This is a genomic window from Burkholderia sp. BE17, from assembly GCF_009362305.1.
GTDB lineage: Bacteria > Pseudomonadota > Gammaproteobacteria > Burkholderiales > Burkholderiaceae > Burkholderia > Burkholderia pyrrocinia_C.
This window is the reverse complement of sequence record NZ_WHNU01000005.1, coordinates 158,473-170,764: the sequence shown is the minus strand read 5'-3', so window position 1 is coordinate 170,764 and position 12,292 is coordinate 158,473. Positions and strand designations below refer to the sequence as shown.

Annotated in this window: 14 protein-coding genes; 13 read left to right on the top strand and 1 reads right to left on the bottom strand. The window is 60.5% G+C overall.

All coding sequences use genetic code 11. The features are described 5' to 3' along the window. Position 1: 1 nt before the first annotated feature. The 8 genes from GD429_RS07170 to GD429_RS07140 all read left to right on the top strand — a co-directional run bounded on the left by GD429_RS07170 (position 2) and on the right by GD429_RS07140 (position 4,099). Entirely contained in the window at positions 2-541 is a 540-nt protein-coding gene (locus tag GD429_RS07170; protein WP_152856307.1) for a hypothetical protein, read from the top strand. Positions 542-570: 29 nt separating this feature from the next. Continuing rightward, on the top strand, positions 571-801 hold the full coding sequence (locus GD429_RS07165) for a DUF3717 domain-containing protein (protein WP_152856306.1): 231 nt from the start codon (positions 571-573) through the stop codon (positions 799-801). An 11-nt stretch (positions 802-812) separates the two neighbouring features. Beyond that, positions 813-1,379: a hypothetical protein gene (locus GD429_RS07160; RefSeq protein ID WP_152856305.1), complete on the top strand. Its 567-nt coding sequence runs from the start codon at positions 813-815 to the stop codon at positions 1,377-1,379. Positions 1,380-1,390: 11 nt separating this feature from the next. Further along, the gene (locus tag GD429_RS40310) at positions 1,391-1,561 is read left to right on the top strand and encodes a hypothetical protein (protein ID WP_193727071.1); all 171 of its coding nucleotides are present in this window, start codon (positions 1,391-1,393) and stop codon (positions 1,559-1,561) included. Between the two features lie 985 nt (positions 1,562-2,546). Beyond that, positions 2,547-2,747, top strand: a complete 201-nt coding sequence (locus tag GD429_RS07155; RefSeq protein ID WP_152856304.1) for a hypothetical protein — start codon at positions 2,547-2,549, stop codon at positions 2,745-2,747. Positions 2,748-2,757: 10 nt separating this feature from the next. Next, positions 2,758-3,261: a hypothetical protein gene (locus GD429_RS07150; protein ID WP_152856303.1), complete on the top strand. Its 504-nt coding sequence runs from the start codon at positions 2,758-2,760 to the stop codon at positions 3,259-3,261. A gap of 38 nt (positions 3,262-3,299) precedes the next feature. Further along, positions 3,300-3,638 carry a hypothetical protein gene (locus tag GD429_RS07145; RefSeq protein ID WP_152856302.1) on the top strand — a complete coding sequence of 113 codons (339 nt, stop codon included), beginning with the start codon at positions 3,300-3,302 and terminating at the stop codon, positions 3,636-3,638. 131 nt (positions 3,639-3,769) lie between these two features. Next, entirely contained in the window at positions 3,770-4,099 is a 330-nt protein-coding gene (locus GD429_RS07140) for a hypothetical protein (RefSeq protein WP_152856301.1), read from the top strand. 786 nt (positions 4,100-4,885) lie between these two features. Here the strand turns inward: GD429_RS07140 and GD429_RS07135 are convergent. After that, the gene (locus GD429_RS07135) at positions 4,886-5,215 is read right to left on the bottom strand and encodes a hypothetical protein (RefSeq protein WP_193727070.1); all 330 of its coding nucleotides are present in this window, start codon (positions 5,213-5,215) and stop codon (positions 4,886-4,888) included. Between the two features lie 378 nt (positions 5,216-5,593). On the opposite strand from GD429_RS07135, the gene GD429_RS07130 reads away from it, so the two are divergent. From GD429_RS07130 to mobF, 5 genes are read left to right on the top strand one after another with little or no spacing between them, the layout of a single operon-like run. Then, positions 5,594-5,998 carry a hypothetical protein gene (locus GD429_RS07130; RefSeq protein WP_124759518.1) on the top strand — a complete coding sequence of 135 codons (405 nt, stop codon included), beginning with the start codon at positions 5,594-5,596 and terminating at the stop codon, positions 5,996-5,998. Further along, complete coding sequence (locus tag GD429_RS07125; RefSeq protein WP_152856300.1) at positions 5,982-6,332, top strand: hypothetical protein; 351 nt, start codon at positions 5,982-5,984, stop codon at positions 6,330-6,332. The genes GD429_RS07130 and GD429_RS07125 overlap by 17 nt, the downstream gene beginning before the upstream one ends. Further along, positions 6,329-8,338, top strand: coding sequence for a type IV secretion system DNA-binding domain-containing protein (locus GD429_RS07120; RefSeq protein WP_152856299.1), 2,010 nt, complete (start codon positions 6,329-6,331; stop codon positions 8,336-8,338). Before GD429_RS07125 ends, GD429_RS07120 begins: the two co-directional genes overlap by 4 nt. Next, a complete protein-coding gene (locus GD429_RS07115) occupies positions 8,338-8,811 on the top strand; it encodes a hypothetical protein (protein ID WP_152856298.1) in 474 nt (157 codons plus the stop codon). The genes GD429_RS07120 and GD429_RS07115 overlap by 1 nt, the downstream gene beginning before the upstream one ends. 2 nt (positions 8,812-8,813) lie before the next feature. Beyond that, positions 8,814-12,290 carry a MobF family relaxase gene (gene mobF, locus GD429_RS07110; RefSeq protein ID WP_321574447.1) on the top strand — a complete coding sequence of 1,159 codons (3,477 nt, stop codon included), beginning with the start codon at positions 8,814-8,816 and terminating at the stop codon, positions 12,288-12,290. The last annotated feature ends 2 nt before the right edge of the window (positions 12,291-12,292 follow it).

Here is a 12,292-nt window from a genome sequence, read left to right as displayed (position 1 = left end):
GATGAACACCTACGCAAATGCCCTCGAAGCCCGGACCCACTGGGCGCTGCACCGCGTCAGCTTGGTCGCGGGCGACGACAAGAACACCTCGAAAGAATTGCGCTCGGCACTCCGCTTCGCGAAGCTTAGTGGCGAGATGGGCGCTAGGGCGGACGAGGAAATGAACTGTCCCGCCCTGCTGATCGATGTCCAGCCGCTTCGCGATGCCTTCATGGCGTCATTCGAGGCGGTTTGCGAGCGGCGTCGCAAGCTGCGGACGCGAGATGGCATCGCAGCCGAGCTCGAATCGATGGCCGCCGATGCGAACCGTCGCTGCGGACTCTCCTATGAACTGGCCGTGAAGTGGTTCTCGGTCGACGTGGAGACGCTCCTTCGCGAGCTCGAAGCACCGCTCCGGCCAGTAGCCCTCGAAATAGCAAAGACCATGGACTACGCCACGCCCGATGAACGGAAAAAGATGCAGGACGAAATTCGCGAGTCCGGGGGGTGTTCTCTCACCGGTATCGACCCAGACTGCTGCCCCTGCGGGCGGCATGAATAGACGCATACCCGCCACACCCGGAGCAAAACATGACCCGACTCGCAATTGAAAAGATCGAGCGCGCTATCAACATATGGCGCGCGAAATTTCCGGCGCCCGAAGGCCCGAACGAGTACCCGACACTGTGCCCAGAGGCGCGGGCACTCGCCGATGTCTACGCGGTGATGATCGTTGAGCGCAAGCTGGAAATTGCCGTCTCTATGCTCACTGCCGTTCAGCTCGCTGCCCTTCAGGGAGCGCTCAACCTCCCCAACTCCTGAAAGGCTACGCCATGCAAATCCCGTGCACAATCACGCGCGAGCATTTCGCTGATACGGATCGCGCAGGACGTCCCTATACTCTTGAGTTCGTCCACTACGCGCACGCCGAGACCGGCCGCCGCGTTCGGACCAAGGCACACATTTTTCCGTCCATGACGCTTACGAATTCGACGCGGCCTGAAGCCAACGAGACTGCTCAACAGCTTAAGGGGCGTGACCGGCGCGACGCGCGTGAACCTGTCTATCTCGACGCCGTCCGAAACCCGGCCATTCTTGTCTCATTCGGATATAGCCGTCACACCGCGCGCACGACTCAGGTGCTCACCGTCCGCGATGGGCGTGTTGTGTCCGCGTGGATCACGCCGGAGGAGTTCGAAGCGCAATATGTGGAAAGCAGTATGCCGTTCCTCGTCGCGGCACACGCGCTCAAGAACATCGGCCGTGCGGGTGGTATCGACACCGAGGCCCGCAACTATCTGCTGCTCGTGCTGAATGCGCCTGCATGGCGAGTCGCGCTGCACAGCTACAGCATGATCGTCCGGAGCAAACTGGCCCGGATCGCGCAGCAATTCATTTAAGAGGATCCAGCATGCCCGCATACAGCTACGAAGAAGCCTGCGATTGGATTGTCACGCGCGCCGAAGCAGAGGCAGAGATCGCGCGGCACGACGCTGAAGGGGGATTCCCGGCGTTCCTCAAAGAGGTTGGCGACCGCGAGGAATACGAGGGAAAAGAGGTGCTTGACTGGCTCGGCTACTAGACGCGAATTGGAGGAAACCGTGTTCTACGGGACAACATCGGGAGTGAAGGTCTTCGACTTGGCGGACTTACCGGCCGCCGACCTTGCAGAGCCGCTTTCCGTGCGTGATCTATGCGGTCGCGCTCTAGTGGAATTCGCGTCTATCGATGCGTGGACGCTTGATGGTGTCATCGCTCGATTGAGCGACGTGCAAGTCCGCGAAAGCGTTTTGGACGCGGGCGGGGCCGACGCGTTTCTTGGCTCGTCATGGATTGGGGGCACCGAGGTATGAATGCGACGATCAGCTCGAACACACTTGAACGCTGCATCGTCGCAATCCACGAATGCCATGCCGGATTGCTGACGATTGCGGGGCATGGATGGGTGCGAATTCGGCGCGGGCGGATCACCGACGGCAGCTGCACGGGACTACCGGAATACTTGCTGATTCGCGCCCATTGGGAGCAAATCGGGTTCTAACGAGAGGCCCCCCACGTGGGGCTTTTTCAATGGCGCGATGCCGCCAGGCGTGTGCAGCCATCCAGTGCCGCGAGCGGCATATCCAGTGATACGCGCCGCTCGCGCGGGAACTCGAAAGGGACGGCGTCCCTTTCGAGCACACCCGCTGAAGTGATGCGGCCTTCGGCCGCATAAGGGCGCTCGCCGCGCGGCGTTTCTGCCCTCGCGCGACGTGCCGCCACCGTCGCCAGCCCCCTGAGTTCGCCGTCCCTTTTCGCGACCGTAGCCCTCCGCCACGGACTGGCAAGGGTTCGCTTCGCCGTGTCCTCGCCCGTTCGGTGCTCGCCTTCGGCTGCGCTCCGCTGCGGCCTGCGGGCACGCCCTTGCCAGTCCGCGGCTGCGGTCTCCTTAGTCGCCGGGACGACGAACTCAGGGGACTGGCGGCAGCACGGAAGCAGCTGCCGATCGGGCAGAAACAACCCCTACGAAGGGACTCTGAATCTTGGGTCCCGGTCGGCCTGAACCCCATAAACCGCATGGAGGGCATATGAAATCGAATCTTCTTCGCCGCATCGCCGCTTTCTTTCTGGGCTGTGATCTGAACGCGGATATCCGCGTGATGCACCGCTGGCGTCGAGAGGAAGACGACGTGCGTGCCGTGCGTGTCGAAACCATGATCGATGGCGAGTGCAAGCGCGTCACGCTGTATCGCCATGCCCCCGGCGCTTGGTCGCCGATGCCCCTGTAAGGAGAGGTCGATGAATACCTACGCAAATGCTCTCAAGACGCTGGCCCGTTGTGTACTGCGCCGCATCAGCTTGGTCACGCGGGACGACAAGACGAAGCGCGGCGCAACGGCGTGTGGTCAGGCGGACGGGTACATGCCGTATCCGGCGAATCGGGTCGACGCCCGACCCCTTCGTGACGCATCGATGGAGAAGCGCGGCGCGGTCGGCATGCGGACCCGGGACCTGAGCACGCGTGACGGCATCGCGGCAGAACTCGATGTGATGGCCGCTTCAGCGCAGCGTCGCTGCGGCCTTTCTTGGGAACTGTTCGTGAAACTGTTCACGGCCGACGTTAATGCATTCCTCCCGGAGCTGGAGGCATCGCTTCGACCCGTCGCCCTCGAAATTGCAAAGACCATGGACTATGCCACGCCGGAGGAACTGGAACAGATGCAGAAACAGATTCGCGAATGGGGCGGGTGCCCGCACACCGGAATCAACCCGTCGCACTGCCCGTGCGGACGGCACGAATAGAGCCCCTCTAAGTAGACAGGTAGAAGCCGAGGACCACCATGAAAATGACCTATCAACCGGAAATTTCTGTCTCGATGTCAGCATCGGAATGGTTGCTGCTCGACGGGCCCGAACTCGACCGAGTGGCAGAGGTGTTGAGTATCGCTGCGTCGAATGCGCTAATGGAAGCGTGGAAGCGAATCGTTGGGCCGGACGCAATGTCGCCGATACAGGCTTGCTACTTCGCCATCGATGAATGGAGAAAAACAGCCAAACTTTTCGCCCACGGATACGGTGCTTGCGACACGGAACCGCGCTCGATGATGCAGGATCTGGCGTGGAGGCTGTTTGCCGATATGCCGGAAACGACGATCGGATTCTTGCGTGCCGCGCAGTAGCGTGATGAACCTATGGCCGGCGCCGAGGTGCCCGGCCAAAGCACTGAATGGACGCAGGAAAGTTGGCCGAGACGGGAACCGTTACGCGGTAATCGATTTCTCGATGTTGCATCACGAAGGGAGTTACCAGCATGGCAAACCAAGGAGACATCCACGCAATTGCGATCAGCGCGGCCGCGATCGCGATCGGTTTCAACCAACGACTTTCGCTCGCGGACTACAAGGGCGGGCACGTCGAGCTGTACCAATTTTTCGCAGACGTCGCCGTTGAGTCGGTGGCCGCGCTGGCGGCATTCGTCAAAGACTTCGGGCCGTGGGGTGGGGTCTGGGCATACGACGTTGACGACGAATTTGGCCGATGGATCGCCAGTCGATATAGCGAACTGGGTAAGCTACCCGACATCGCCGCTTGCAAAGCCAAGTTGCCGGTCATCGTGAAATGTGCGGACATACCATTCTAGCGTAGGGGCGGGCGAACCGTTGAGGTGGCCGCCCTTGTCGAAGAGGTCCGATTTTCCAATTGCCCACCGCGCATAGCGCCCGCCCGACGCCCTGAATTTTTCGCCTGCGAAACTTCGGGGCGGCTGGCGTGCCGGTCTGCATAGTCGCGGCCGGCGCGCGCGGTGTGGCTCCTCCGCTTCGCTCCGAATCCACACCGCGCGCGCCGGTGCCGCACTCGCGATTTGGAGCAAAGTCTTGCTCCAAATGAGTCCGTCCGATCCGGTTCGCGGCGCTAGCGCGCCGCTCACCCGATCTTCCGAACGAGCATCCGCTGCGCGCGCATTGCGTTGCAATGCAGCTGCTCGCGACTCCAGGCTCCGGAACGCTGCGCGTTCCTCCGCGGACCGCATACGTGGACCTCGATCGATCCGAATGTCGGAAATTGATGGCGGTGCTGGTGCGTCGACTATGGTGGCAGCTATCCAGATCCCGGTCTTATCCGACCGGGATGAGGTCCTGCCGGAGTGAGTTACGGCGACTTCGTCGCCTTCACCCACTGGTCCCTGAAAATGGACGGCGGCAGAACGCTCTTGCCGTGACTTCGTCACGCAAACGCGTCCCGCCGCCGGTCGCGGTTCATGCGTCAACTTCCCAGCCCGGCGCGTTTCCCGACAAGCTCCACCGCAGCCCGCGCCTTCCGAGATATCCACAACGAACGACGTTGTGGACATCTCGCGCGGCGGACGGCTCGTGCGATTTGGAGAAATCGCGGCCGTCCGTTCGCTGCCGTGGATTTGTGGAAAACGCTACGCTGCCTGAGCAGCCGCGCCGGCTTCGTTCGCTGCGCGCTGGTCGCTGCCGGTCGCGTCGCTACCGCTCGGCGAGCCGTCACCAACCAGCGCTTTCAGTTGCGGCACCAGCTCCTTCCATCGCTCGACCGGAATCACGTCGAGGCGTTCACTTCTGAACAGATCGAGAATCGCCTTGCGGTTCTTTTCGAGGTTCTCCTTTTCCTCACGCTTTTGCTGCTCTCGCAAGCCCGCGAGGTGTCGCTCGGCTTCGGCGATTCTCTCAGCGAGAGACGCTGCCGGTCGACGACCACGCGGCTTCGCACTCGTGTCAGTTTGTTGGTTCATTGGACTCCTCTTATAGTGAATTTGGACCGGACGATGCCGGCCTGCGTGCGCCCGAGAATCATCGCTTTCTCACGCCTAAAAAGCAATTCCCGGCATCGTCCGGAATCATCGGGGCCCGCCTTTTCCAACCATTCGTCCGCCCGTGGAAAAGCCCAGACCGCCCCTCCCAAAGGCACAGACATGACGCACGTACCGTGCAGACGTCAAAACCATCGCAACTGCATGATTTATCGCGGGAATTTGTGCACCAAAAATTCAAATCACTGCTTTCGCTGAAATTAATTTGGCGGTAAAATTCGACACAGAATCATGGGGTTAGTAAGTGGTGCAAATTGCACCAAACAAAATCAAAACCGTGCTTTTGCGGAGAGACCAACGGTGACCCAGAAGTCAGTTCACTTTCGCGTCCAATGGGACGAATACGAGCACCTCTGCGCCGAGGCGCAGAAGCGGAAAATCGCGCCAATGGCCCTCGCGAAGATGATTCATCGCGAGTCGATGGCCGGATATGACCGGCGACACGAGGTCCTGCTGGAGGAGATCGAACAGCTTCGAGCATCTGTCGCGACGCTTCAGGCGCTCGTCTCAAAGACAGCGGTTTTTGCCGCCGGGGCCGTCGCCGCTGCGGCAATACCTCCCGGCATGGCGACGTCCATTCCAGAGGGGATGAAGGACCAGGTGCGCGGACATATCAGCGCATCGGTCCGAGAGGGGCGGCGTATCGACCGGGCCTTCGACGACGGGCGATTTGATACGGAGCGTGGCGATGTTGCTTCCAATTGAGATCGCCTCTGTCAATCACCGCCGACTGTTGAAGTCCGGGCGGTACGACGCGCGTTGCCTAACCTTTGTGTCGACCGACGCGACGAGGTCGGTGCTGCAATTCGAGTATCGACGGGTCGGTGATGAACTGATTTCGGCGGTCGACGTGCTGTTTGTCGACGCAGACGGTGGGACGCGAATGGCCGATTTTCTCCGGATGCCGGATCGGAGCTGGCGCGACAACTTCGGGGCGCGAGCGGATTCCTTGTTGGCGCTGCTTCCGCCTGAGATTGCGGAATATGAGCTTGTGGACGAGGTCGAACTTGGGGCCCAGATCGTGGAGGCAGGGCTATGACCGAACGGGTTATATCGGACGCCGGTGCTGGTCGAGCGTTGCTTCTGACGCGGGTCAAACTGACGATGCATGCTGCGTCGATGGCATTTTGGGTCGGGGCACTGCCCGCGATGGTTGCTCCTTGTATCTGGTGGATGAGCAGCCTTTCGGACCACGACATCGATCTGGTGAAGGCGAATATCGTCTCGCACCTTGTGAACCAGGATGTGCCGAGACGGTGGCGAGTGCGGGATGCCGCCGGCGAACCACGCATCCTAACGGTCGTGAAATCCGACGGCGAACTCGTCCAATGGATGACGGCGCCACAGTTCCGGGCGGTCACGCCGAACCTCGCCCGACCGGTGACCGCATTTCGGTATGTCGCCTGGGTGAGCGTGGGGCTGGGCCTCGCGGGCTACCTCTCGATTTGGTATTCGCTCAAGAGATTGGGACGGCGCGCGAGAGAGAACAAACGGATCGACGGTGCTCAAGAAATTGTCGAGCCGGATGATCTGACGAAGCAGGTCAAACGGGAGGAGCCGGGACCCTACAGAATTCTCGACGTGGCGTTGGCGCGCTCAGCGCCGATGCAGGGAATTATGTTTATGGGCGCACAAGGGACCGGCAAGTCGCTGGGCATCCATGACCTCATGCAGCAGGTGTTCGCTCGTGGGAAGAAGTCCGTTATCTACGACCACAGCGGCGAATACTATCGAGCCTATTTCCGGCCGGGAAAGGACCTTTTCTTCAATCCGGCGATGCTCGGATCGGTAGCGTGGTCGATCTTCCGCGAACTGGAGAACACCTACGACGCAGACACCCTTTCGCACGCGTTCCTACCACCAAAGGGCGGAGTGGTGCACGGGGCGAGTGCCTTCTTTGAAGACGCCGCGCGCGCGTTGTTCTCGGTGATGGTTTTGCGCCTTCGTCAACGCGGCGCCGAGTACACCCGGCTCATTTCTGAGGCAATTCTGGCGATGCCTGAGGATGAGCTCGAGTTGCTGATCCAAAAGTCTGTTGCGAGCTCAGCCGTTGGTGGCGATTCGAAAGGGCAACGACAAGGGGTCATCAGCTCGATCGCGATTTATCTGAACGGCATTTCGGCGGTCCAGGATGGCACATGGACGATGCGGAAGTTCTTCGAGGTTGACGACGACACCAGGTTGTTTCTTGTCGGTACCGATGACACGAACGCGATGTTCGCACCCCTGTTCCGTCTGTTGCTGACTATCGGGTTCAAGACAATCGCGGCCAAGCGCGAGATTTGTCACGAGGACCGATATTGGTTCTTTCTCGACGAAGTGCACGTTCTCGGCGATATCAAGCTCGACGAGCAGCAGGCGACGCTTCGGAAGTTCGGGGTTTGTGTCGTGGGGGGGATTCAGGCGGACAAGCAATTCAATATTTCGATGGGACCGGATCGAGCCGAGACGGTGATGAACTGTTTCAATACCGCGGTGATGCTGCGTGCAAACGAACCGAACATGATGGACCGGATGGCGCGACGCCTGGGCCGAAAAGAGATGGCCGTCGTCAACAGTGGTCAGGCGATTGCCGTGACGGATTGGCGAGACGGTGGGCAACTCAACCAAGGCGAGCAAGAGAAATGGGTGGTGATGCCGTCGAAGCTCGGTGAGCTCAAGAATTGCACGGCGTATCTCAAGTTGCCGTCCTATCCACCGGCATTGGTTGATTACCGACATTGGGTGCCTCGCTGGTACCGACCCTGGGCGCGAGCGAATCGGTTCAGGAAACGGCAAGAAGACCCGCCTCGCGATCCCCGCTTCAAGATTGCAGTAGCCGAAGGTCAGGATGCTATCGAAAGCGTCCGTAGAGAAGCGGAAGCGTTGCGTGTCGAGGCCGAGGCGAAGGAAACCGCGAAAGGGGCGGGGAAACCGGCGGGTAAGTGGATTGTGACGGATCTCGATACCGGGGAAGTGATGCTTGCTGAAGCCATTGCGGTGACGTCTACGGGCGAAGACGGTGGGCATGCCAAGCCGAATGACGAGGACGAGGGGCTGTTCTGATGAAGTCGCTATTTTTCAAATGGTTGATGACCAGCGCGGTGTTGTCGATCGCGCTGATCTGGACATTCTTCACGCAACTTTGGTCGATCGCAGCCGACTGGTTGGCAACTCAGGATCCCAACCAACCGGTATTGTCGAACACGGACATGCCGGCCATCCGAACGGTCAAATTCCTCCCGATCGAGCAGCAGGTCACGAGCGTCACGGTGTCGGATTTGCGCGTTCTTGCGCATGCCGGTGCGACGGCAACGGTCGAGATGTTGCTCACGAGCAGCCAGCCCACTACGTTGTACCCGGCGGTTCGGGTCTACCTGAGGGCGGGGGAAAAGACGGTCCGCACGGTCGTGTATCGCCCGGCCGAATATGCACATCGCGAGCGGCTCGAGACCGAGGCAATCCGCCTGAATATTTCCCTTCAACCCGGTGAGACCGGATTCACTGCGTCCGCATTCTTTGACTTCGGCGGGGTGTGACTGTGATTTCAAAGGAACCGATCAGGAGCGTCGCCGATGCGGCGCTGTACCATGACAAGTCTTTCAATGTCGAGGCCGGGAAGAAGGCCGACAACTATTACATCAACGAGAAGGCGACCGCACACTGGGAAGGGCGTGGGGCCGAGATTCTTGGCGTGAGAGGGAAGGCAGTCTCGAAGAAGGAATTCGTCGCATTTCTCAGTGGCCGTCTGCCGCATCCCGACACCGGGAAGATCCAGAACCTCGCCAATAACAGTAAGGGCGAGCGACGCCGCCCGGGTATCGATTTCACGATAGCTCCGCCGAAGAGCGTGTCGATCGCCGGCCTCGTCGGTAAGGATGAACGCGTTGTCGCCGCGCATCTTGCGGCCAATGCTCGAGCAATGAAATGGTTCGAAAAGCACGCGTCGTTGATCCGGGTGAAGGACGAGAATGGACGCAATCGCTCGGAGCTGGCCGGCAACCTCCTTTACGCGAGCGTGCTGCATGAGACCAATCGCGAAAATGAGCCGCAGATCCATAGCCACAACGTGATCGTCTCAGCAGTCTACGATGAGGCCCGGCATTCCTGGCGCAGCCTCACGAATGATCTCTTGCACGTACTTCGGGCGCGCGGCGACATCATCTACAAGGCCGAACTCGCGGCTGGGCTGAAGGAGCTCGGCTACGAGCTCGAGTACGCAAAAAACGGCATTGACTTTGAAATCAAGGGGTTCACGCGAGCGCACGTTGAGACGTTTAGCACGCGTGCGGCGCAGGTGCGGGACGCGCTGTTGCGGCAAGGTATCGACCCTAGCGACGCAAGCTTTGACTCTCGGCGGGTAGCCAAACTCGACAGCCGCGCGGCCAAACAGGAGCACCCCCGAGATGTGCTGCAATCGGTCTGGGAAGATACTGCGCGGGGTGCGAATCTCGACATTGCGGCATTCGTTCAGCGCGCGCAAGAGCGTTCGGCGGGGAAGGCCGCATCTCAGCAGCAGAACGGGATAAGTGCTGACCAAGCGTCGGCCACCGAGCGCGCAACGCGACATGCCGGGCGGGCAGCGGCCGTTACCGGCGGACGGGGGGCGCCGGACGGCCGCGAGAGCACATTGAAGGCGGTTGCATGGGCGATCGAACACCTCACCGAGCGCGAGCAGGCTTTCGCGCTGACCGACCTCGAGATCACCGCGCTCAGGTTCGGGCGCGGCATCATCGACGACGTCGAATGGGCAATCGAGCAGCATGTGAAGAACCACATCCTGGTGGAACGAGGATTGTCGCCGTCGGGCCAGATCCAATACACGACCCACAAAGCCATCGACAGCGAATTGCGTCTGGCAGAGAACATTCTCGCCGGCCGGGAAGAGGAGAATGTCATTCTCGATCGGGAGAACGAGTTCGATGTCGCTCTCAAAGCGTTCGAGGCACGAAAGGAAATGGAGATCGGCGAGCCGTTCAAGCTCTCGAACGAGCAGATCACCGCCGCCCGCAACGTTTTGATGCACCCGGATTCATTTCAGGGAATTCAAGGCGAGGCAGGGACGGGGAAGACGGCGGCGCTCGCGATGGTGAACGACGTCGCTCTCGCGAAAGGATGGGAAATGATTGGCGTAGCGACGTCCGCTGCGGCCGCGAAGGAACTGCAAGCGTCAAGCGGGATCAAGAGCGATACGGTCGCAGGCTACTTCGCAAAGCGGGAGAGCGCGATTCGTGCCATGGAGGTGCGCTTGACGGAATTGCGCACGTCGCTGGAGGGGCAGGAGAGCATTCGAGCGACCGAGGATCGCCGCATCGAGGCACGCAGGCTCGCGGTGACTAGCGAGGGTGTCGACTACGGCAAGCATCGGTATACCTTTGATCACCAGCGTGGCGAGGTGTTTCGATCGCCCGACAACCTTCGCAATGCAATTGGTGCGTTCCTAACGGACGCCGCTGCGCGGCATCGGCCGGGTGCAGCTCGCGCACGCGAGAACGCTACTACGTTCGCCGACCGCGCCCGTGCGAGCTCGATGTCAGCTGCAGTCAACCTTGCCACAACGCTCGGACGCCGATGGACGACCTTCGAGCAGGTGGGCACTGCCGAGGCCGTCGCGGCCCGGAGTAACCTGTATCTCGCACGCGAGGGTACGGCGAGCGAACTGGATATCGAATACACGCGGACGCAGGCCCAGCTGTCGAATTTGCGTCGATACGGGAACGTCGAAGGTAAGAAGACCCTGATCGTGATGGACGAATCGTCGCTCACGGGCGCGTTCGATACAGAGCGGATCTCGAACCTTGCGCGAGAGATTGGCGCGAGGGTGGTGCTTCAGGGCGACATCAAGCAGCACGGCAGTGTGGCGGCCGGCCGCGCGTTTGAACAGGCGCAGAAGGCCGGCATGCACGTGTCGATCCTTGAGGAGACGCGGCGCTTCCGGGATGCGACCGCGCAGACACGGCAGGCGTTGAAGGACATGAAGGCGGGCAACTATGCGAAAGCGATCGGGCGTCTAGACACACTTGAGGTGGAAGATAACGAGCTCGCGGCCACGGTCGCCGAGCGATATCTCGACAACCTGTCACAACTGAAGGCACGAGGAATTCAGGATCCGAGGGTCGGCATTGTCGCCGTGACGAACAACGACCGGAAGGAGATCAACGCGGAGATTCATGCCTTGCTCGCGAAGGAGGGCTTGATCGAGGATCGCGATTTCAAGAAGCGTCATCTGGACGATCCGAAAATGACGCAGGCGGAACAGCGGTATGCGTCGATGCTGCGGCAAAAGAAAGTCACGGCACTCGTGTACCGCAAGACTTATCGCGAAATTGGCGTCGAGAAAGGGGACGTCCTGACCGTCACCGGATTTGACCTGGCCAAGAACCGTATTCATGCCAGGAACGCCCAGGGCAAGCGCATCGAGATCAATCCGCAGCGGCAGGACTACTTTTCACCGGCGATTTGGGAGAGCCGTGAATTCTCGGTGGGTGACCGGGTCGAGACGCGCGCGATCATTCGTTTGCCGGGGCAGGACTTGGAGCGCGTCGATAACGGGACGCATGGCACGATCGTGGCGCTGGACGAAGCTGGCGCGAAAATTCGATGGACCCACGAGGGGAAGGAGTCGGAGCTGAAGAACGACGACTTGCGATTCGTCGACCACGCGTATGCACACACCTCCTACAAGGAGCAGGGAGCGACGAACCACCGGGAGATCATTGCTGTCAGTGAGCTCGGCGCCTTTGTATTTAACCGCGAGGCGGCATATGTTGCGGCCTCACGCGCGAAGGACAATACGGAGATCGTGACGTCTGATTTGGAGACGCTGCTGAAACATGCCGGCCGTGAGGTCGGGAAGACGACTTCAGTTGAATTCGAGTCGGCCGATCAACCGACAGCGAAGGCCAACCAGGTGCCGAAACTCGACCGCGGCCCCGCCGGGCGGGCGACCGACCAAAACCGTACCAAGCAGCCGAGACGCGAGAAAGTGCAGGACCCGGGGAATCTGCTCGAGTTCTGATT

What these genes read in the sequence shown, in the direction of transcription:
- GD429_RS07115 (WP_152856298.1), top strand. Translation starts at nt 8,338, where the DNA reads ATGAAGTCGCTATTTTTCAAATGGTTGATGACCAGCGCGGTGTTGTCG.
- GD429_RS07145 (WP_152856302.1), top strand. Translation starts at nt 3,300, where the DNA reads ATGAAAATGACCTATCAACCGGAAATTTCTGTCTCGATGTCAGCATCG.
- GD429_RS07120 (WP_152856299.1), top strand. Translation starts at nt 6,329, where the DNA reads ATGACCGAACGGGTTATATCGGACGCCGGTGCTGGTCGAGCGTTGCTT.
- GD429_RS40310 (WP_193727071.1), top strand. Translation starts at nt 1,391, where the DNA reads ATGCCCGCATACAGCTACGAAGAAGCCTGCGATTGGATTGTCACGCGC.
- GD429_RS07135 (WP_193727070.1), bottom strand. Translation starts at nt 5,215, where the DNA reads ATGAACCAACAAACTGACACGAGTGCGAAGCCGCGTGGTCGTCGACCG.
- GD429_RS07140 (WP_152856301.1), top strand. Translation starts at nt 3,770, where the DNA reads ATGGCAAACCAAGGAGACATCCACGCAATTGCGATCAGCGCGGCCGCG.
- GD429_RS07150 (WP_152856303.1), top strand. Translation starts at nt 2,758, where the DNA reads ATGAATACCTACGCAAATGCTCTCAAGACGCTGGCCCGTTGTGTACTG.
- GD429_RS07165 (WP_152856306.1), top strand. Translation starts at nt 571, where the DNA reads ATGACCCGACTCGCAATTGAAAAGATCGAGCGCGCTATCAACATATGG.
- GD429_RS07170 (WP_152856307.1), top strand. Translation starts at nt 2, where the DNA reads ATGAACACCTACGCAAATGCCCTCGAAGCCCGGACCCACTGGGCGCTG.
- GD429_RS07125 (WP_152856300.1), top strand. Translation starts at nt 5,982, where the DNA reads ATGTTGCTTCCAATTGAGATCGCCTCTGTCAATCACCGCCGACTGTTG.
- GD429_RS07155 (WP_152856304.1), top strand. Translation starts at nt 2,547, where the DNA reads ATGAAATCGAATCTTCTTCGCCGCATCGCCGCTTTCTTTCTGGGCTGT.
- GD429_RS07160 (WP_152856305.1), top strand. Translation starts at nt 813, where the DNA reads ATGCAAATCCCGTGCACAATCACGCGCGAGCATTTCGCTGATACGGAT.